Source organism: uncultured Sphingomonas sp., from assembly GCF_964244265.1.
Taxonomy (GTDB): domain Bacteria; phylum Pseudomonadota; class Alphaproteobacteria; order Sphingomonadales; family Sphingomonadaceae; genus Sphingomonas.
Window position 1 is genome coordinate 1 of the sequence record NZ_CAXTHV010000034.1, and the last position, 18,180, is coordinate 18,180.

Below are 18,180 nucleotides of genomic sequence, written 5' to 3' on the forward strand. Positions count from 1 at the left end.
CGATGAACGGCGCGGTGATCCCGATCCTCGCCTTCTTCATCGTCGCCGGCGAGGAACAGGGCGTGCCGCGCGCGCAGCTCGACGGCACGATCCAGAACGACATCCTCAAGGAGTTCATGGTCCGCAACACCTACATCTACCCGCCCGAGCCGAGCATGCGGATCATCTCGGACATCTTCGGCTATACGTCGCGCGAGATGCCCAAGTTCAACAGCATCTCGATTTCCGGCTATCACATGCAGGAAGCCGGCGCGACGCAGCTCCAGGAGCTGGCGTTCACGATCGCCGACGGCATGGAATATGTGAAATACGGCGTGGCAAGCGGGCTCGACATCGACAAGTTCGCCGGGCGGCTGTCATTCTTCTTCGCGATCGGCATGAACTTCTTCATGGAAGTCGCCAAGCTGCGCGCCGCGCGCGTGTTGTGGCATCGCGCGATGACCGAGCTTGGCGCGAAGGACGAACGCAGCAAGATGCTGCGCACGCATTGCCAGACCAGCGGCGTGTCGCTGACCGAGCAGGACCCGTACAACAACGTCATCCGCACCACGATCGAGGCGATGGCGGCGATGCTGGGGGGAACGCAGTCGCTCCACACCAATGCGCTGGACGAGGCGATCGCGCTGCCGACCGACTTTTCCGCCCGGATCGCGCGCAACACGCAGATCGTGATCCAGGAAGAGACGGGCATGACCAAGGTCGTCGATCCACTGGGCGGCAGCTATTATGTCGAGAGCCTGACCCGGCAGCTCGTCGACGGCGCGTGGGAGATCATCGAGCGGGTCGAGCGCGAGGGCGGCATGGCCAAGGCGGTCGCCGCCGGCTGGCCCAAGGCGATGATCGAGGAAGCATCGGCGGCCAAGGCGGCGCGGATCGACCGGGTCGAGGAAGTCATCGTCGGCGTCAACAAGTACAAGCTTGCCCAGGAAGACCCGATCGACATCCTCGACGTCGATAACGTGGCGGTGCGTGAATCGCAGATCCGCCGCATCGAAAAGGTCAAGGCCGCGCGCGACGAGGCGGCATGCCATGCGGCGCTCGACGCGCTGCGCGAAGGCGCGCGCGCCGGCCAAATTCTTCCGCTGCAAGGGGAGGGCGACCAAGCGCAGCATGGTGGAGGGGGCCCTCCATCAGCGCCGGCGCCCAGTGGACAGCCCGCTCCGGCAGCCGCCGACGCGTCTGCCACCTCCCCGTCCCGGGGAGGACCTAACGAGACCAACCTCCTCGCGCTCGCGGTCGACTGCGCCCGCGCCCGCGCCACGCTCGGCGAGATCAGCCTGGCGATGGAGGACGTGTTCGGCCGCTACGGCACGCAACCGACGCCCGTGAAGGGCATCTATGGCGGCGCCTATACCGATGACATGCGCTGGGACAATCTGCTCTCGGGCGTGGCCGCGACCGAGCGCCGACTGGGCCGACGCCCCCGCATGCTGGTCGCCAAGATGGGGCAGGATGGGCACGATCGCGGCGCCAATCTGGTCAGCAGCATGTTCGGCGACCTGGGGTTCGAGGTGGTGCCCGGGCCATTGTTCCAGACGCCCGGAGAAGCCGCGGTGCTCGCGCTCGACAGCGATGTCGACGTGGTCGGCGCGTCCAGCCTGGCGGCGGGGCACAAGACGCTGATCCCCGAACTGATCGGCCATTTGCGCGATGCCGGCCGCGCGGACATCAAGGTAATCGCCGGCGGCGTGATCCCGGCGCAGGATTACCAGTTCCTGCGCGACGCGGGGGTCCAGGCGATCTTCGGCCCCGGCACCAATCTGATCAAGGCGGCAGAGGACGTGCTGCGCCTGCTCGGGCATAACATGGCACCGACAAGCGAGGCGGCGGAATGAGCGCGGCCCACCCACTCCCCTCCCTGGAGGGGAGCGATGCCCGCACCGACTGGACTCGCGCCGAAATTGCGGCGCTGTTCGACTTGCCGTTCGACGAGTTGATGTTCCGTGCGCAGAGCGTTCATCGCGCTCGTCATGCGGCAGGCGAGATCCAATTGTGTACGCTCCTGTCGATCAAGACCGGCGGCTGCCCGGAGGATTGCGGCTATTGCTCCCAGTCCAAGACCGCCGACAGCGGCGTCAAGGCGACCAAGCTGATGGATCCGCGCGCGGTGCTGCAAATGGCGGCGCAGGCGAAGGATGCCGGGTCGCAGCGCTTCTGCATGGGGGCGGCGTGGCGCAACCCCAAGGACCGCGACATGCCCGCGATCGTCGAAATGGTGCGCGGCGTGCGCGCGATGGGGCTAGAGACCTGCATGACGCTCGGCATGCTCGAGCCGCAGCAGGCCGAGATGCTCGCCGAGGCGGGGCTCGATTACTACAACCACAACATCGACACCTCGCCCGAGCGGTACGACCAGGTCATCACCACGCGCACCTTCGCCGACCGGCTCAATACGCTGGAGAACGTGCGCCAGGTCGGGATCAACGTGTGCTGCGGCGGCATCGTCGGCATGGGCGAGAGCCGCGAGGACCGGGTCGGCTTCGTCCATGCGCTGGCGACGCTGCCGCGCCACCCGGAGAGCGTGCCGGTCAACGCGCTGGTGCCGGTGCGCGGCACGGTGCTGGGCGACATGCTGGCCGACACGCCGCTGGCGAAGATCGACGATATCGAGTTCGTGCGGACGGTGGCGGTCGCTCGAATCACGATGCCGGAGAGCATGGTGCGCCTGTCTGCCGGACGCGAATCGATGGGCGAGGCGACGCAGGCATTGTGCTTCCTCGCCGGCGCCAACTCGATCTTCACCGGCGACAAGCTGCTCACGACCGGCAACGCCGGCGGCGGCGCCGACGCGGCGCTGTTCGCGAAGCTAGGGGTGCGGCCGATGGCGGGCGAGGAGCCGATGCGGGTGGCGGCGGAGTGATCGTCGTCTTGCTTCTTGCAATGGCGTCAGTCGTCGGATGCGAGGCTGCGGAACGTCGGTCTGGCGTCGATGAACGGCAATGTCATGGCGAGCTTGCGGTTCGAACGGACGTCGAAATGGCGGCACAATGGCGGCGCACCTTGGCCAAGCTGAAGCGGGATGATGTTGAGAACCGCCGCCAAAAATTGAACGTGCCCGATCTCGCGCCACCGTTGCTAGCCTCGCAGCGGGCGTGGTTACGGTATCGTGACGCCCAGTGCGCCGTCGTTTCCAATCAAGCCGCCGGTGGTACAGGCTATGGCGACATGGGCAGCCTGTGTGAAATAGAGCTTACCCGACAACGCATTGACATTCTGCGAAAGCTGGAAACTGACTTTCTGATGCCAAAGGTAAATTAGTGTTCACCAAAATCCTGGTCGCCAATCGTGGCGAAATCGCCTGCCGCGTGTTCCGCACCGCCAAGAAGATGGGGATCGCGACGGTCGCCGTCTATTCGGATGCCGATGCGCGCTCCCCCCATGTACTGATGGCGGACGAGGCGGTCCGGATCGGGCCGCCGCCGGCCGCCGAAAGCTATCTGCTCGCCGACCTGATCCTGCTCGCCGCCAAGGAGACGGGAGCGGACTGCATACATCCAGGCTACGGCTTCCTGTCGGAGCGCGAGAGTTTTGCCAAGGCATGCGCCAAGGCCGGCATCGCCTTCGTCGGCCCCCCGCCCAACGCCATCGCGGCAATGGGCGACAAGATCGAATCGAAGAAGCTGGCCAAGGCTGCGGGGGTCAATGTCGTCCCCGGCTTCCTGGGCGAGATCGCCGATACCGAGGAAGCGGTCAGGATCGCGTCGGATATCGGCTATCCGGTGATGATGAAGGCGTCGGCGGGCGGCGGCGGCAAGGGAATGCGGCTGGCCTATGGCGAGCAGGACGTCCGCGAAGGGTTCGAGGCGACCAAGCGCGAGGGACTGGCGTCGTTCGGCGACGACCGCGTATTCATCGAGAAGTTCATCGAGAGCCCGCGCCACATCGAGATCCAGGTGATCGGCGACCAGCACGGCAACATCGTCTACCTCAACGAACGCGAATGCTCGATCCAGCGCCGCCACCAGAAGGTCGTCGAGGAGGCGCCGTCGCCGTTCGTCACCCCAAGGATGCGCCGGGCGATGGGCGAGCAGGCGGTCGCTTTGGCCAAAGCGGTCGGCTATTACAGCGCGGGCACGGTCGAACTGATCGTGTCGGGCGCGGACACCAGCGGCGAGGGATTTTACTTCCTCGAGATGAACACTCGGCTCCAGGTCGAGCACCCGGTGACCGAGGAGATCACCGGCGTCGACCTGGTCGAACTGATGATCCGCGTCGCCGCCGGCGAGAAGCTGCCGTTCGCGCAGAAGGACGTCAGGATCAACGGCTGGTCGATCGAGAACCGGGTCTATGCCGAGGACCCCTATCGCGGCTTCCTGCCCTCGATCGGACGACTGGTGCGCTACAACCCGCCCGCCGCCAATGAACGCGACGGCACTGCCGCGATCGTCCGCGTCGACGACGGCGTGCGCGAGGGGGGCGAGGTCAGCATGTTCTACGACCCGATGATCGCCAAGCTGATCACCTGGGCGCCGACCCGCGAGGCGGCGATCGACGCGCAGATCGATGCGCTCGACGCGTTCGAGATCGACGGGCCCGGCAATAACATTGATTTCCTGTCGGCGCTGATGCAGCATTCACGGTTCCGCAAGGGCGCGCTGACCACCGGCTTCATTGCCGAGGAATATCCCGACGGGTTCCTGGGCGCGCCCGCATCGCCCGACCTGCTGCGCGAACTCGCCGCGATCGCCGCCTTCGCCGCCACCGCGGAGGCCGATCGCGCACGATTGATCGACGGCCAGCTAGGCAACCGCCTGCAGCCGCCTTCGGCCTGGACGGTGCGGATTGACGGGACCGACCACCAGGTAGCGATCTCGACCGACGGTATCGACGTCGACGGCCGCGACCTGCCGATGGCGCTGGAGTACACGCCCGGCGACCGCATGGTCCATGCCGAGATCGACGAGCGCGCGCTGTCGGTCCGGATTGCGCGGACCACCACCGGCTTCCGCCTGACCGCGCGCGGCGCAAGCCACGTCGTGCGCGTGCTCCCGGCGCACGTCGCGTCGTTCGCCCGGCACCTGATCGAGAAGGTTCCGCCCGATCTGTCGCGTTTCCTGATTGCGCCCATGCCCGGCCTGCTCGTCCGGCTGGATGTCAGGGAAGGCGATGCCGTCCAGCCGGGGCAGCCGCTCGCGGTGATTGAGGCGATGAAGATGGAGAACATCCTGCGCGCCGAAAAAGCCGGCACGGTAAAGGCGGTCGGAGCCAAGGCCGGCGAGAGCCTGGCGGTCGATCAAGTCATCCTGGAGATGGAGTAAGGGGCATTATCGGCGCGGTGCCGTAACGTCCGTCAACTTGGGCTGATTGCAGCGATGATATGCAACGATCGTCGAGCCGGAACGTGAATACCGCTCATCCGAGCGCTAATCATCGACGACGAGCAGCTCGATAACGGCATGGCCGGGGTCCGGTCGCTCGATGATCTCGACATCTGCTACGAAGCGACGATGCAGGGGCAGGTCCGCCTTGCCGATCCCCTGCAGCCAGCTGTCCAACCCCTGAATATCGTCGGCGGTCAACGCGACCGTCAGCCGCACGCCGACAAACAACGTCGATGCCCAGTCGCGCGAGCGGATCATCCGGGCGTTCAGCATCACTCCCGCCCCCGCCGCCGACGCAATGATGGCCCCCATGACCCTCGCCTCCAGGTGGCACTTCATTTCTGATCGGCAGCGGCGATGAACGCTGCGATCCGGCGAGTCATGCGCTCGCCCGGTTCGCGGCCGTTACGTAGATCGAGAACCAAGCGGGGATCGTTGGCTGCCAATCGCCCGAACTTCGTCACCGGCATTCCGGTCCGCCGCAGAAACTGCTCAATATCGCGCATTACCATGATGCCAAATCCCGATTCGTTTTGATGTTCTTTTTTTGTTCTGGCATCTCCAACTTGTCTAGGAAATTTCCTGCGACTATGGCTTGGGCGTGACCGATGGGGATCCTCGGGCCGCGTTGGCGGCAGCAGTGGCGGCACACGGCGCTAGCTTGGCCGCGCTCTCGCGGATGCTCGGTCGTAATGCGGCCTACCTCCAGCAGTTCGTCCGGCGAGGGTCGCCACGGCGGCTGGAGGAACGCGATCGCCGGCTACTGGCGGCCTATCTGGCGATCGACGAGGCGCGGCTCGGGGGTGAGGCCGATGGGGCTTTGGTAATGGTGCCGCGGATCGACGCGCGTGCGGCGGCGGGCCCCGGTGCGCTGGTCGACAATGACCGGATCGTCGGCGAGGCATGGCTTGACGCGCGTGTCCTCGCCCGGCTGGGCGTCGATCGAAATGCTGTGTCGATGATCGAGGCGCGCGGCGATTCCATGGCGCCGCTGATCGAGGACGGCGACGCCCTGCTGGTCGATACCGGCGATCGCTTGCCGGGCGTTCGTGGCGAGGTGTTCGTGCTGCGGATCAGCGACGCCCTGATGGTCAAGCGCGTGCGACGTGCCGGGGCGATGCTGGTCGTTGCCAGCGACAATCCGACGACACCGTCCTTGGCCCCGATCCCAATACAGGATGTCCGGGTGATCGGCCGCGTCGTGCGGCTGACACGGGCGTTCGCATAATCTCTAGCCAGTCTAAACGACGACTGCCTTCCGGTTCATGACGCTAGCCCCCCCGCCGCCAGATCGCCAACGCCAGCCCAGCGCCGATCGCGCCGCCGACCAGGAAGCCGATCGTCGCCTGGCCCAGATACGCGCCCGCTACCGGCCCGGCGATCAGCCCCAGCGCGATCAGGCAACCTCCGGCCAGCGGTGTGCGGGAGGGGCGGCCCTGGTCCATTGCTGCGCCCTGCCATGTTCCAGGATCGGATTCCAGTGTTCCGCCCGGGATCGGCGGGACAAGGCCGCCTGGGCAACCACCCGGAGTTTGTTTTGCTGGCGACAGATCAGGCGGTTGATCGTTCTGAAATCGGCTGGCCGAGCGGTCGGCGCGATCCACCGAGGCCCAGCGTCGCTTTTCAGGGGTTCCAAGCGGACGGCGCTACTTGCTAAGAGGATGGCGGGCAATAGGGGAGCACAGGCATGAAGTATCTTCTGGGCATAGGTATAGGCATGGGCATGGCAATGGCGTGCGTACAGCCGGCAAGCGCCCAATCGGTATTCGGGATCAGCGAGGGCACGTCGATCGGATCGGTTACCGTCGTACGCAGCTATTCGAACAACAATTATTCGATCACGGTGCCGGTGCCGAACCCGGAGTTCGAAAGCTACATGGTAACGGCGCCGAGCACGACCGGCATCTGCCGGATCACCGGTCTGGGCATCAGCTATGCCAACGAATCACAGGTGCGCGCGGCCTTCGGACGTCTCAGGACGGCACTCGACGGCAAATACGGCACCTCCCGCCAATATGATTACAACAATGCCAAATCGGGTAATTGGGCGAAGGACATACGGGCGGACAAGGCATCGCTGTCGGCATTCTGGCCCAGCGGGGACCTGAACAAGGCGCCGGCGCTAAGCAGCAACATCCAGTCGATCGGGCTGGAAGTGCGTGCGCTCGACGACGGATCGCTGTACCTCGCGGTCCGCTACGAATTTCGCAACTATGCGCGATGCGCCGGTGATGGCGCCGACAACCGGGGGTTGTAGGGCGGTACGACGCCGACGAGCAGCAAGGGATGGCGATGGCGCGTGTCGCCCGTATCCGGCAGGCCGGCGGGCCTGAAGTGATCGAATGGGTCGAGGTCGATCTGCCCGATCCGGGCAAGGGGGAGGTTCGCGTCCGGTCGACTGCGGTCGGGCTGAATTTCATCGACATCTATCACCGCTCCGGGCTCTACCCCCTGCCGCTGCCGTCGGGGCTTGGCAGCGAGACCATCGGCGTCGTCGAGGCGGTGGGGCCGGGCGTGACCGGCCTTGCCGCAGGCGACAGGGTAGGCACGTTCGGTCCCGAGCTCGGCGCCTATGCGACGCATCGCCTGCTGCCGGTCGATTGTCTCTTCCGCCTGCCCGATGCCGTTGAAGACGGCTGCGCGGCGGCACTGCTGCTCAAAGGCGCGACGGCCGAGTTCCTGGTCGAGCGCTGCGCCCGCGTGACCGCCGGGCAGGCGGTGCTGGTCCATGCCGCCGCGGGCGGGGTCGGGCATCTGCTGGTCGGCTGGCTGAAGGCGATCGGCGCGACCGTGATCGGCACCGTCGGCTCGCGCGACAAGGCCGAGCGCGCGCGGCGGGCCGGCGCCGATCACGTCATCGAATATCGCGACCATGACATCGTCGACGGCGTGATGACGGCGACCGACGGCAAGGGTGTGGCGGTGGTATTCGACGGCGTCGGCCAGGCGACCTGGGCGGCATCGCTCAAGTCCGCCGCGCCGCGCGGCCTGATCGTCAGCTACGGCAATGCCAGCGGTCCGGTGACCGGTGTCGGCCTGGCGACGCTCAACATGCATGGCTCGCTGTTCGTCACGCGGCCCAAGCTGTACGATTATTACGCGACGCATTCGGAGCGGGAATGTGGCATGGCGCGGGTGTTCGAGATGGCCGCGGCCGGCTCGATCCGCCCCCAGATCGGGCGGACTTTCGCGCTGGAGGAGGCGGCCGAGGCGCAGCGCGCGCTGGCGGCGGGCGAGACAGCGGGTGCCACTATCCTGCTTCCGTGACCGATTGGACGCTGTGAGTTTTCAGACGGGCCCGTAAGTGGAGGCCTGTCCCGCCAAGTGCCGGAACTGCTGCGGGCGGATGTCGATGCCTGGCGGCTTGAAGCGATGGTCGCCGGGCAGGTCGAACTTCTTGAGCGATCTTTTGTCGACCAGAACCGCATCGCCGCGCTTTATCTCGATACCGAGATCGCAAATGCCGCCGCCGATAGCGGTGATGAAGCCCTGCTTGATGCGCAGTTCGACCGCCTCGATCGTCGCGGTCAGCGGGATCGTCAGCGCGATCGGCGCGCTGGTCCAGCCGCCGACGGCGATTTCCATCTGGGGCTTCAGGTCGATCTCGACGACGTGCTTGCCCAGCCGCAGGCGGGAGGCACGCTTCTGCGGATACTTGGCCGGATCGCCGCGCGAGGCGATCTCCTCGACTCCAGCCCAGGCACCGGCAATCGCGTCGAGCAGGTCGAAATCGGCGAGCGCTTCGGTGATCGCATCGGCCGCCTTGCCGCCCAGCCACTTCTTCGACAAGAGCATCCAGCCTTTGCCCTCGTCGTCCATCGCGCTCTTCAGCGCCTCGCCCAGGCTGGCCAGCCCCTCGCCGTCGGCTATCTGATCGAGATCGATCCGCAGGGGTTCATCCATCGGTTGGATCCTCCACCGTTTCGACGTCGGGCACCGCGATCGCCCGCGCCGGCGCGATGGCGGTATTGGCGCTGACGGTAAGATCGGGCGGCAACAGCGCGACGCCGCCCGTGACGCGCGCGCCTGCCGCAGCGATGGCGCAGCTGACCAGCGGTCGTGGCCAAGGCAGCAGGAACTTGGCGGCGGCGCCGATCGCGGCAATCAGCGCGAAGACGAGGACCGCAATGCCGCCGATCATCGCCAGCCGAAAGGTGGCGTTCGAAGTCAGGACGGCTTCGGACGTGGCCGTGGAATCGGGATTAGGAACAGCCGTCGGCTCGACACTTCCAGTCGACGTCGAGGTCCGCGACGACCAGGAGGCAGCGGCTGACGGGGAGAGCACCGCGTCGACGATCGTCCCGATCGCGATCCTCGTTCCGGCTTTTCCCGAGGCGGCAGCGCGCGTGATCCGCGCCAGCATAGTGCGGCTTCCCTGCACGCCCTCGCGACCGATTGTCGGCACACGAACGATCGCACGCATCTGCCCGATGGCGAAGCGGACCGGAACCTCGACCGGCCGATAGTCCCTTCCGGCGATCGCGGTCTGGTTTGCGGTGACGACCGTCACGGCGCCGGGGGCGGACAGGTCGGCCGTTCGTTCGATCCTGAATATCAGGGGGTTGCCTTCGGTCGTCGTGGCGCCCGCGATCGAGTATATCGAGGGCAGAAGCTTGGGCGAAGCGGGCGTTCCCGATGCGGCGGGGGGCGTAGCATTCGGCGGATCGGCCGTTGGCTTTGGCGGATCGGCGAGGATCGTACCAGTCGCTGTCCGCCGCCTGCTCTGCGCGCCAGGCGGCAGTGTCGCCAGCATGACGCTGAAGATGCGTTCGGGCTTGACCTCGTCGCCGGCGATGGTGCGCACCGTGACGGTTGTCGACGCCTGGCCGGGCCCGAAGACCGCGGCGACCTTCCGGGTCGCGTAATCGATTCCGGCCATGGCCGTCCAGTCGCGCACCTCGACCAGGATGATGACGATCGGCCGCACATTGCCTTGCCGCGTGATCGTGAAGGTCAACGTATCGCCTTCGCGGCCGATGGCGTCGCCGATGGAATAAATGGTGGGCGTTTCGGTCCGTGGCGCGCCAAGGGACGCCGCAGGAAACAGCGCAATCTGGGCGAACAACGCCGGCAAGCACCAGGAGACGATCGGCTGACCCCCGCACGATCCCTATACCGCCCTGACGTATAGCACGAAGAGCATGTCAAGGCGACCGCAGCGACGCGAAAGGCGCCCGATCCCCCGGAGCGCCTTTCGTCAATCCAGCCCGACGATCCGGCGCGGCGTGGCGCCGGACGGATGCCTCACGCGCTATAGTACATATCGAACTCGACGGGGCTCGGGGTCATTTCGAATCGGGCGACGTCGGCGCGCTTGATCTCGACATAGGCCTCGATCTGGTCCTTCGAGAACACGTCGCCCTTGAGCAGGAAGTCGTGATCTGCCTCCAGGCTGTCGAGCGCCTCGCGCAGCGACGCGCAGACGGTGGGCACCTGGGCCAGTTCGGCGGGCGGCAGGTCGTACAGATTCTTGTCCATCGCCTCACCTGGGTGGAACTTGTTCTGGATGCCGTCGAGCCCGGCCATGAACAGCGCGGCATAAGCGAGATAGGGATTGGCCATAGCGTCGGGGAAGCGGACCTCGACGCGCTTTGCCTTGGCGCCCGTGCCGTACGGAATACGGCACGATGCCGATCGGTTGCGCGCCGAATAAGCGAGCAGCACCGGCGCCTCATAGCCCGGGACCAGCCGCTTATAGCTGTTGGTCGTCGGATTGGTGAAGGCGTTGAGCGCCTTGGCGTGCTTGATGATCCCGCCGATGAAGTACAGGCACGTCTCCGACAGTCCGGCATAGCCGTTGCCGGCGAACAGCGGCTCGCCCTTGTTCCAGATCGACAAATGGGTGTGCATGCCCGAGCCGTTATCCTCCTTGATCGGCTTGGGCATGAAGGTGGCCGACTTGCCATAGGCGGCGGCGACCTGATGGACGACGTATTTGTAGATCTGCATGCGGTCGGCGGTGGTGGTCAGCGTGCCGAAGGTCAGACCCAGCTCGTGCTGCGCGGCGGCGACCTCATGATGGTGCTTGTCGCACGGCAAGCCCATTTCGAGCATCGTCGAGACCATCTCGCCGCGGATATCGGTGGCCGAGTCGACCGGCGCGACAGGGAAATAGCCGCCCTTGGCGCGCGGCCGGTGGCCGAGATTGCCGCCTTCATAGTCGCGGCCGGTATTGGTCGGCAGCTCGATGTCGTCAATCTTGTAGAAGGACGTCGCATAGCTCGTCTCGAACTGGACGTTGTCGAACATGAAGAATTCGGCTTCCGGCCCGATATAGATCGTGTCGCCGACGCCGGTGGTCTTGAGGTACGCCTCGGCGCGCTTGGCGGTCGAGCGCGGATCGCGGGCATAAAGCTCGCCGGTAGACGGCTCGACGACGTCGCAGAACAGGATCATCATCGGCGTCGCCGAGAACGGATCGATATAGACCGCGTCCAGATCGGGCTTCAGGATCATGTCGGATTCGTTGATCGCCTTCCAGCCCTCGATCGACGACCCGTCGAACATCAGGCCGTCGGTCAGTTCGTCCTCGCCGATCACCGACGACACCATCGTCAGATGCTGCCACTTGCCCTTGGGATCGGTGAAGCGGACGTCGACCCACTCGATCTCCTCGTCCTTGATCCGCTTGAGAATGTCGCTGGCCGAATTCGCCATTGCCGTAAGCCCTTTCTGTTTCGGTCCTGGTCCCGGCGAGCGGGAGAATCATGGTGCGCCCGTCAGCCGATGACTGTCACAAGATGCTGCGTCGCGTCAAACATGCTCGCTGCGTGCAGCCTTTCAGATCGCCGCTTCGTCGCGTTCGCCGGTGCGGATGCGCAACGCGGTCTCCACGGGGATGACGAAGATCTTGCCGTCGCCGATCCTGCCGGTCTGCGCGGCGGCGGCGATCGCCTCGACCACGCGGTCGGCCAGCGCGTCCTCGACCACCACCTCCAGCTTCACCTTGGGCAGGAAATCGACGACATATTCGGCGCCGCGATAGAGTTCGGTATGGCCCTTCTGACGCCCGAAGCCCTTGGCCTCGGTCACGGTGATGCCCGATACGCCGACATCGTGCAGCGCTTCCTTCACTTCATCCAGCTTGAACGGCTTGATGATCGCCTCGATCTTTTTCACGCTGACATGCCCCCAAAAATCCCGCGACCGCCCCCGGCAGCTTATACAGAAAGCATGCCAGTTGTCGCCCGGCAACATCGCCGCCCTGCCGACGCGCTGCCAGCCGCCGGCAATGCCCAGCAATTAGGCAGCGCAAATCGCCTTGCCCGATCGCGGAGCAGCGCCGGTCAATCGGTGTCGCGCAATCGTTGCCGGAACGGGCGATCGGCCAAGGCGACATTGCGCGGTTGACCGCCTCGACAAGGGTGCCCCTGTCTCTTCATCAGTAAGGCGGCCTGTCGAACCCGCCGGGGCTCAGCGTGAAGATCCGGCAGCCGTCCTGGGTGATGCCGATCGAATGCTCGAACTGCGCCGACAGCGAGCGGTCGCGGGTCACCGCGGTCCAGCCGTCGTCGAGCAGCTTCACGTCGGGGCGGCCAATATTGATCATCGGCTCGATCGTGAAGATCATTCCCGGCTTCAGCTCGGGACCGGTGCCGGGGCGGCCGACATGGACCACTTCGGGTGCGTCGTGGAACAACCGGCCGACGCCGTGCCCGCAGAAATCGCGGACCACGCCGAACCGGTTCTTCTCAGCATGGCGCTGGATCGCGTTGGCGACGTCGCCCATCGTGTTGCCCGGGCGCGCCTGATCGATGCCCAGCATCATCGCCTCATAGGTGACGTCGACCAGCCGCCGTGCCTTGATCGGCACGTCCCCGACCAGGAACATCCGGCTGGCATCACCATGCCAGCCGTCAAGCAACGGGGTGACGTCGATATTGACGATGTCGCCGTCCTTCAGGGTACGCTCGCCCGGGATGCCGTGGCACACGACATGATTGATCGAGATGCAGCTGGAATGGGTATAGCCGCGATAGCCGAGCGTTGCGGGCACCGCTCCCTGGGCGGTGATGAACCCCCGGATCAGATCGTCGAGCGCGGCGGTCGTCACGCCGGGCGCGACATGCGGCACCAGCATGTCCAGCGTCGCCGCCGCCAGCCGGCCGGCGCGCGCCATGCCCTCGAACGCGTCCGGTCCGTACAATTTGATCGCACCGGTACGGGCCAGCATCGTGTCGGCGGCAACGGTTACATAGTCGGTCATGACATGGATATAGCCAGCTTCATCGACGGTTGCGAGTGCCGTGCTTTGCGGTTGGCGCGGGTGTCCGCTTGGCGCTAGGAAGGCGGTGATGGCTTCCGAACGCATCTGGACCGCGGCCCTGGTGGTGATTGGCGACGAGATCCTGTCGGGGCGCACGCAGGACAAGAACGTCGCGCAGATCGCCGCCTGGCTCAACGTCCAGGGTATCCGCCTGGCCGAGGTGCGCGTCGTCGGCGATGACGAGGCGGCGATCGTGGAGGCGGTCAACACGCTGCGGGCCCGCAACGACTATCTGTTCACCACCGGCGGGATCGGCCCGACGCACGACGATATCACGGTCGATGCCGTCGCGGCGGCGCTCGACCTGCCGGTAGTCCACCATCCCCGTGCGGTCGCGGTGCTGGAAGCCTATTATGCCAGTCGCGGCGGCGCGACCGAGGCGCGGCTCCGCATGGCGCGCGTGCCTGAGGGCGCCGACCTGATCGAGAACCGGATGTCGGGCGCGCCGGGTATCCGCATCGCCAATTTGTTCATCATGGCAGGCGTGCCGCACATCGCCGCGGGCATGCTCGACGCGCTGACCGGCACGCTGGAGGGCGGGCGGCCGGTAATCAGCCGGACGATCGGCTGCTGGGTTGCCGAAAGCGAGATCGCCGACATGCTGCGCGATACGGAACGGGCGCATGACGGGGTCGCGATCGGCAGCTATCCGTTCTTCCGCGAGGGCCGGGTCGGCGCGAACTTCGTGGTGCGCAGCCCGGACCCCGCCGCGGTCGACGCGACGATCGACGATTTGACCGCGCGCATCGCCGACACCGGAGCGGCGGTGGTGGCGGACGGCATCTGATATCAGGGATCGTGGATCAACCGTTGACCCTCGCCTTCGGCAGCCACCTCTCCCGTGACCGGCGGCGGTCGACGCACACCGTGCGTGCCTATGTCGCGGTTGCCATGCGGCTGGTCGGGTTCCTGCAGGATCATTGGGGCGAGGCGGTCGAGCGAGCGACGCTGGCCAGGGTCACCGCCCCCGACCTGCGCGCCTATCTCGCCTGTCGGCGGTCGGCGGGGCTGGGCAATGCGTCGGCCGCACGCGAATTGTCGGCGGTGCGGACGTTCCTGCGCTGGGCGACCGGCGACGAGGCACTGCCCGGCCTGCGGGGGCCGCGCGTCAAGCGGGGCGTGCCGCGGCCGATCGCGCCCGCCGACGCAGTGGCGCTGGCCGAGGAAGTAGCCGAAGACGCCGCCCAGCCGTGGATCGGCGCGCGCGACTGGGCGATATTGCTGCTGCTCTATGGCGCCGGACTGCGGATCGGCGAGGCGATCGGGTTGACAGCCGCCATCCTGCCGCTGGGCGAAACGATGGTCGTCACCGGCAAGCGCGACAAGACCCGGATCGTCCCGCTGCTGCCGCAGGTGCGCGCGGCGATCGAGGCCTATGTCGCGGCGTGTCCGTGGCCGCTGCCGCGCCCCGACGCGCTGTTCCGGGGCGCCAAAGGCGGGCCGTTGGCGACGGGCGTCATCCGGCGATCGGTGCGCGGCGCGCGCATCCGCCTGGGGTTGAGCGAGCGCACCACGCCGCATGCCTTGCGCCACAGCTTTGCCACGCACCTGCTGGGCCGCGGCGCCGACCTGCGCCAGCTGCAGGAGCTGCTCGGCCATGCCAGCCTGAGCTCGACCCAGATCTATACCGCGGTCGACGCCGCGCACCTGCTCGACGTCTATCGCAACGCGCATCCCCGCGCGTAGGGTTCCCTAGCCGCGCGGCCGCCACGTCGCCACGCGCCAGAGGTAGTAAAGCCCCCCCAGCCCGCACAACACCAGGGCGGTCGGCCCCATCCACGCCTCGGCACGGCGGAAGTTCTCGCCCAGCCACCATCCGGCACCGACCAGGAAGATGTTCCAGATCGTCGTGCCGGCGGCGGTGAAGGCCAGGAACGTCCAGCGGTTCATGTGGGTCACCCCCGCCGGCAGCGAGATCATCGTCCGCATGACCGGCGCGAAGCGCACCGCAAAAACCAGCCACTGGCCATGGCGCCGAAAGAAGGCGTCGATCCGCTCGACATCGGACCAGTCGACGGTCAGCCAGCGGCCATGACGTTCGACGACCGGCCGCAGCCGGTCCAGTCCAAGCCGCCGCCCGAGTTCATACCAGAAGCAATTGCCCAGCGTCGAGCCGATCGTGCCCGCGACGACCAGCGCGACGAAATCCATCTTCCCGCGCGCCACGGCGATCCCGCCAAACCCCATGATCACTTCCGACGGCACCGGCGGTACGACATTTTCCAGCGCCATGAGCAGGACGATGCCAAGATAGCCCCAATCCTCGACCACCCGCAGGAACCATTCGGTCATGATGCGTCGCCGCCGCGCCACGAGCCGCGCGCCGCCAGCTTCGCCTCGATCGCGTCCCAGATCATCGCCGCGACGTCGACCCCGTCGAGCCGTTCGATCGCGACGATGCCGGTCGGCGACGTCACGTTAATCTCGGTCAGCCACTCGCCGCCGATCACGTCGATGCCGACAAACAGCAGCCCGCGCGCCTTCAGTTCGGGCGCCAGGGCGGCGCAGATCTCCCGCTCGCGCGGCGTCAGCTCGGTCTTCACCGCCGACCCGCCGACCGCCAGGTTGGACCGGAATTCGCCCTTCCCCGGGATCCGGTTGATCGCCCCGGCTACCTCGCCGTCGACCAGCACGATCCTCTTGTCGCCCTCGGCAACGCCGGGCAGGAACGCCTGCAGCATGTGCGGTTCGCGCCAGGTCATGTTGAAGACCTCGATCAGCGCGGACAGGTTGGTGCCCGCCGCGTCGACCTTGAACACCGCCTTGCCACCATTGCCGTGGATCGGCTTGACGACGATCTCGCCGTGCATCGCCAGGAACCCGCGCGCCTCGTCCAGGCTGCGGGTGACGAGCGTGGGCGGCATGAATCGCGCATAATCCAGGACGAACATCTTTTCGGGCGCGTTGCGGACGCTGGCGGGGTCGTTGACCACCAGGGTGCGGTGGGCGATCCGTTCGAGCAGGTGGGTGGCGGTGATATAGCCCAAGTCGAACGGCGGGTCCTGACGCATCAGCACGACATCGGCATCCGACCCGAGATCAAGCGACACCGGATCGGCAAAGACAAAGTGGTCGCCCGCCGCGCGCCGCACCGTCACCGGATGCGCCCTTGCCCAGACCCGGCCGTCGGCATGGTTGAGCGCCTCGGCGGTATAATGGAACAGCCGATGGCCGCGCGCCTGCGCGCTCAGCATCAGCGCGAACGTCGAATCGCCGGCGATGTTGATCGACTCCAAGGGGTCCATCTGGACAGCGACGGCGAGGGTCATCTGCGCTCCCTTTGGCCGTCACCCCGGCGGAAGCTGGGGTCTCCCTCGGCAGAGATGCCAGCTTTCGCGGGCAGGGAGGATTTAGCGGGGAGCACGACCAAAGTCATCCGATCCAGGCATTCTCGATGTGCCGCGGGCGCATGCCCGGCGCAATCAGCACGACGTCGATGCGGATATCGTCGTCCGGCCCGGCATAGCGCGGCATCAACACCTCCGCCGCCGCGGCGACGCGGGCCAGACGACGCTCGTCAATCGCATAATCGAGCTCGGCATCGGTCGCGCGGCTCTTGACCTCGACGAATGCGACCAGAGCGCCCTTGCGCGCCACCAGGTCGATTTCTCCGACGGGCGTGCGCACGCGCCGGTCGAGGATGCGCCACCCCTTGAGCCGCAGCCACCAGCCGGCGATACGCTCGGCGCGGCGGCCGGCAGCCTCGGCGGCGCGGCGCTGGCCGGTGCCCGGCCGCCTCACCCCTTCATCGCCAGGGCACGGGCATACAGCTCGCGGCGATCGAGATTCAGCCGCCTGGCTATCTCGCTCGCCGCCTTCGATGCCGGCAGGCGGGTCAGCGCCTCGACCAGCGCGGCGTCGGCATCGGCGTCGCTGGCGGGTATGGCCTCGCCCGGCGGCGCCACGACCACCACGATCTCGCCACGCGGCGCGGCCTCGGCATAGCGCGCGGCGAGCGTCGCCAGCGTGCCGGTCACCGCCTCCTCGAACTTCTTGGTGATCTCCCGCGTCACCGCCGCCGCGCGGTCGCCCAGCCCCGCCGCCAGCGCCGCCAGCGTCGTGGCCAGTCGCGGCCCCGATTCGTAGAGCACCAAAGTGGCGCGGATCCCCGCCACCTCGGCGATCGCCACGTCGCGCGCGCCGGCCTTGCCCGGCAGGAAGCCGACGAACAGGAAGCGATCGGTGGGCAGCCCGGCCAGCGTCAGTGCCGCGATCGCCGCGCACGGGCCGGGGATCGTCACCACCTCATGCCCGGCCGCGCGCGCCTCGCGCACCAATTTGTATCCGGGATCGGAAATCAGCGGCGTGCCCGCGTCCGATACCAGCGCGACCGCTTCGCCGGCCATCCGCGCGATCAGCCCGGGGCGGACGCGATCGGCATTGTGATCATGATAGGCGATCATCGGCCGCTTGACGCCGATGTGCCGCAACAGCCCCCCGGTCACCCGCGTGTCCTCCGCCGCGACCACCGCCGCGCCGGCCAGGACCGCGGCGGCGCGCGGCGACAGATCGCCGAGATTGCCGATCGGGGTGGCGACGATGTACAGGCCGGGTGCTAGAACCGAAGTCATTGGGGGATGTCATGGCAGACGC

The 18,180-nt window shown here is 66.8% G+C and carries 21 protein-coding genes; 9 read left to right on the forward strand and 12 right to left on the reverse strand.

Annotated elements, in window-relative coordinates:
* From ACFE7K_RS13170 to ACFE7K_RS13185, 4 genes are all read left to right on the forward strand, one after another.
* Positions 1-1,835 (forward strand): methylmalonyl-CoA mutase family protein (locus ACFE7K_RS13170; protein WP_375398654.1); only part of this gene is annotated, 1,835 nt, incomplete at its 5' end.
* On the forward strand, positions 1,832-2,860 hold the full coding sequence (gene bioB, locus ACFE7K_RS13175; protein WP_375398655.1) for a biotin synthase BioB: 1,029 nt from the start codon (positions 1,832-1,834) through the stop codon (positions 2,858-2,860). The genes ACFE7K_RS13170 and bioB, both read left to right, overlap by 4 nt.
* Positions 2,857-3,258: a lysozyme inhibitor LprI family protein gene (locus tag ACFE7K_RS13180; protein WP_375398656.1), complete on the forward strand. Its 402-nt coding sequence runs from the start codon at positions 2,857-2,859 to the stop codon at positions 3,256-3,258. Before bioB ends, ACFE7K_RS13180 begins: the two co-directional genes overlap by 4 nt.
* Complete coding sequence (locus ACFE7K_RS13185) at positions 3,258-5,258, forward strand: biotin carboxylase N-terminal domain-containing protein (protein ID WP_375398657.1); 2,001 nt, start codon at positions 3,258-3,260, stop codon at positions 5,256-5,258. Before ACFE7K_RS13180 ends, ACFE7K_RS13185 begins: the two co-directional genes overlap by 1 nt.
* A 105-nt stretch (positions 5,259-5,363) precedes the next feature.
* Here the strand turns inward: ACFE7K_RS13185 and ACFE7K_RS13190 are convergent, their stop codons facing one another.
* Both ACFE7K_RS13190 and ACFE7K_RS13195 read right to left on the reverse strand, forming a co-directional pair.
* Positions 5,364-5,633, reverse strand: coding sequence for a hypothetical protein (locus tag ACFE7K_RS13190; protein ID WP_375398658.1), 270 nt, complete (start codon positions 5,631-5,633; stop codon positions 5,364-5,366).
* 23 nt (positions 5,634-5,656) lie between these two features.
* Positions 5,657-5,833 (reverse strand): hypothetical protein, encoded by a 177-nt coding sequence (locus tag ACFE7K_RS13195; protein WP_375398659.1) that lies wholly within the window; start codon positions 5,831-5,833, stop codon positions 5,657-5,659.
* 149 nt (positions 5,834-5,982) lie between these two features.
* Here ACFE7K_RS13195 and ACFE7K_RS13200 point away from each other — a divergent pair, with 149 nt between their 5' ends.
* Positions 5,983-6,549: a helix-turn-helix transcriptional regulator gene (locus ACFE7K_RS13200; protein WP_375398660.1), complete on the forward strand. Its 567-nt coding sequence runs from the start codon at positions 5,983-5,985 to the stop codon at positions 6,547-6,549.
* Between the two features lie 43 nt (positions 6,550-6,592).
* Here ACFE7K_RS13200 and ACFE7K_RS13205 read toward each other — a convergent pair whose 3' ends face one another.
* Complete coding sequence (locus tag ACFE7K_RS13205; RefSeq protein ID WP_375398661.1) at positions 6,593-6,766, reverse strand: hypothetical protein; 174 nt, start codon at positions 6,764-6,766, stop codon at positions 6,593-6,595.
* A gap of 242 nt (positions 6,767-7,008) precedes the next feature.
* On the opposite strand from ACFE7K_RS13205, the gene ACFE7K_RS13210 reads away from it, so the two are divergent.
* Together ACFE7K_RS13210 and ACFE7K_RS13215 are read left to right on the forward strand one after the other, a co-directional pair.
* Positions 7,009-7,578, forward strand: coding sequence for a hypothetical protein (locus tag ACFE7K_RS13210; RefSeq protein ID WP_375398662.1), 570 nt, complete (start codon positions 7,009-7,011; stop codon positions 7,576-7,578).
* A 35-nt stretch (positions 7,579-7,613) separates the two neighbouring features.
* Positions 7,614-8,588 carry a quinone oxidoreductase gene (locus ACFE7K_RS13215; RefSeq protein ID WP_375398686.1) on the forward strand — a complete coding sequence of 325 codons (975 nt, stop codon included), beginning with the start codon at positions 7,614-7,616 and terminating at the stop codon, positions 8,586-8,588.
* A gap of 21 nt (positions 8,589-8,609) precedes the next feature.
* Here ACFE7K_RS13215 and ACFE7K_RS13220 read toward each other — a convergent pair whose 3' ends face one another.
* The 5 genes from ACFE7K_RS13220 to map form a co-directional block, all read right to left on the reverse strand.
* Positions 8,610-9,224, reverse strand: a complete 615-nt coding sequence (locus ACFE7K_RS13220; RefSeq protein WP_375398663.1) for a hypothetical protein — start codon at positions 9,222-9,224, stop codon at positions 8,610-8,612.
* Positions 9,217-10,278 carry a Calx-beta domain-containing protein gene (locus tag ACFE7K_RS13225; RefSeq protein WP_375398664.1) on the reverse strand — a complete coding sequence of 354 codons (1,062 nt, stop codon included), beginning with the start codon at positions 10,276-10,278 and terminating at the stop codon, positions 9,217-9,219. Before ACFE7K_RS13225 ends, ACFE7K_RS13220 begins: the two co-directional genes overlap by 8 nt.
* Positions 10,279-10,565: 287 nt before the next feature.
* On the reverse strand, positions 10,566-11,978 hold the full coding sequence (glnA, locus tag ACFE7K_RS13230; protein ID WP_375398665.1) for a type I glutamate--ammonia ligase: 1,413 nt from the start codon (positions 11,976-11,978) through the stop codon (positions 10,566-10,568).
* 123 nt (positions 11,979-12,101) lie between these two features.
* Positions 12,102-12,440, reverse strand: a complete 339-nt coding sequence (locus ACFE7K_RS13235) for a P-II family nitrogen regulator (protein WP_375398666.1) — start codon at positions 12,438-12,440, stop codon at positions 12,102-12,104.
* A 262-nt stretch (positions 12,441-12,702) separates the two neighbouring features.
* Entirely contained in the window at positions 12,703-13,527 is an 825-nt protein-coding gene (gene map, locus ACFE7K_RS13240) for a type I methionyl aminopeptidase (RefSeq protein WP_375398667.1), read from the reverse strand.
* An 88-nt stretch (positions 13,528-13,615) separates the two neighbouring features.
* On the opposite strand from map, the gene ACFE7K_RS13245 reads away from it, so the two are divergent.
* On the forward strand, positions 13,616-14,374 hold the full coding sequence (locus ACFE7K_RS13245) for a competence/damage-inducible protein A (RefSeq protein ID WP_375398668.1): 759 nt from the start codon (positions 13,616-13,618) through the stop codon (positions 14,372-14,374).
* Positions 14,375-14,397: 23 nt separating this feature from the next.
* The gene (locus ACFE7K_RS13250) at positions 14,398-15,273 is read left to right on the forward strand and encodes a tyrosine recombinase XerC (protein WP_375398669.1); all 876 of its coding nucleotides are present in this window, start codon (positions 14,398-14,400) and stop codon (positions 15,271-15,273) included.
* Between the two features lie 6 nt (positions 15,274-15,279).
* On the opposite strand, the gene ACFE7K_RS13255 is transcribed toward ACFE7K_RS13250, so the two are convergent.
* From ACFE7K_RS13255 to rsmI, 4 genes are all read right to left on the reverse strand, one after another.
* Positions 15,280-15,879, reverse strand: coding sequence for a DedA family protein (locus tag ACFE7K_RS13255; protein WP_375398670.1), 600 nt, complete (start codon positions 15,877-15,879; stop codon positions 15,280-15,282).
* Positions 15,876-16,856 carry a glutathione synthase gene (gene gshB, locus ACFE7K_RS13260; RefSeq protein ID WP_375398671.1) on the reverse strand — a complete coding sequence of 327 codons (981 nt, stop codon included), beginning with the start codon at positions 16,854-16,856 and terminating at the stop codon, positions 15,876-15,878. The genes ACFE7K_RS13255 and gshB overlap by 4 nt, the downstream gene beginning before the upstream one ends.
* Positions 16,857-16,959: 103 nt before the next feature.
* On the reverse strand, positions 16,960-17,328 hold the full coding sequence (locus ACFE7K_RS13265; RefSeq protein WP_375398672.1) for a YraN family protein: 369 nt from the start codon (positions 17,326-17,328) through the stop codon (positions 16,960-16,962).
* Positions 17,325-18,158, reverse strand: a complete 834-nt coding sequence (rsmI, locus tag ACFE7K_RS13270; RefSeq protein WP_375398673.1) for a 16S rRNA (cytidine(1402)-2'-O)-methyltransferase — start codon at positions 18,156-18,158, stop codon at positions 17,325-17,327. Before rsmI ends, ACFE7K_RS13265 begins: the two co-directional genes overlap by 4 nt.
* Positions 18,159-18,180: the final 22 nt, after the last annotated feature.

What these genes read in the sequence shown, in the direction of transcription:
- bioB (WP_375398655.1), top strand. Translation starts at nt 1,832, where the DNA reads ATGAGCGCGGCCCACCCACTCCCCTCCCTGGAGGGGAGCGATGCCCGC.
- ACFE7K_RS13190 (WP_375398658.1), bottom strand. Translation starts at nt 5,633, where the DNA reads ATGGGGGCCATCATTGCGTCGGCGGCGGGGGCGGGAGTGATGCTGAAC.
- ACFE7K_RS13195 (WP_375398659.1), bottom strand. Translation starts at nt 5,833, where the DNA reads ATGGTAATGCGCGATATTGAGCAGTTTCTGCGGCGGACCGGAATGCCG.
- ACFE7K_RS13205 (WP_375398661.1), bottom strand. Translation starts at nt 6,766, where the DNA reads ATGGACCAGGGCCGCCCCTCCCGCACACCGCTGGCCGGAGGTTGCCTG.
- ACFE7K_RS13210 (WP_375398662.1), top strand. Translation starts at nt 7,009, where the DNA reads ATGAAGTATCTTCTGGGCATAGGTATAGGCATGGGCATGGCAATGGCG.
- ACFE7K_RS13215 (WP_375398686.1), top strand. Translation starts at nt 7,614, where the DNA reads ATGGCGCGTGTCGCCCGTATCCGGCAGGCCGGCGGGCCTGAAGTGATC.
- ACFE7K_RS13220 (WP_375398663.1), bottom strand. Translation starts at nt 9,224, where the DNA reads ATGGATGAACCCCTGCGGATCGATCTCGATCAGATAGCCGACGGCGAG.
- glnA (WP_375398665.1), bottom strand. Translation starts at nt 11,978, where the DNA reads ATGGCGAATTCGGCCAGCGACATTCTCAAGCGGATCAAGGACGAGGAG.
- map (WP_375398667.1), bottom strand. Translation starts at nt 13,527, where the DNA reads ATGACCGACTATGTAACCGTTGCCGCCGACACGATGCTGGCCCGTACC.
- ACFE7K_RS13245 (WP_375398668.1), top strand. Translation starts at nt 13,616, where the DNA reads ATGGCTTCCGAACGCATCTGGACCGCGGCCCTGGTGGTGATTGGCGAC.
- ACFE7K_RS13255 (WP_375398670.1), bottom strand. Translation starts at nt 15,879, where the DNA reads ATGACCGAATGGTTCCTGCGGGTGGTCGAGGATTGGGGCTATCTTGGC.
- gshB (WP_375398671.1), bottom strand. Translation starts at nt 16,856, where the DNA reads ATGACCCTCGCCGTCGCTGTCCAGATGGACCCCTTGGAGTCGATCAAC.
- rsmI (WP_375398673.1), bottom strand. Translation starts at nt 18,158, where the DNA reads ATGACTTCGGTTCTAGCACCCGGCCTGTACATCGTCGCCACCCCGATC.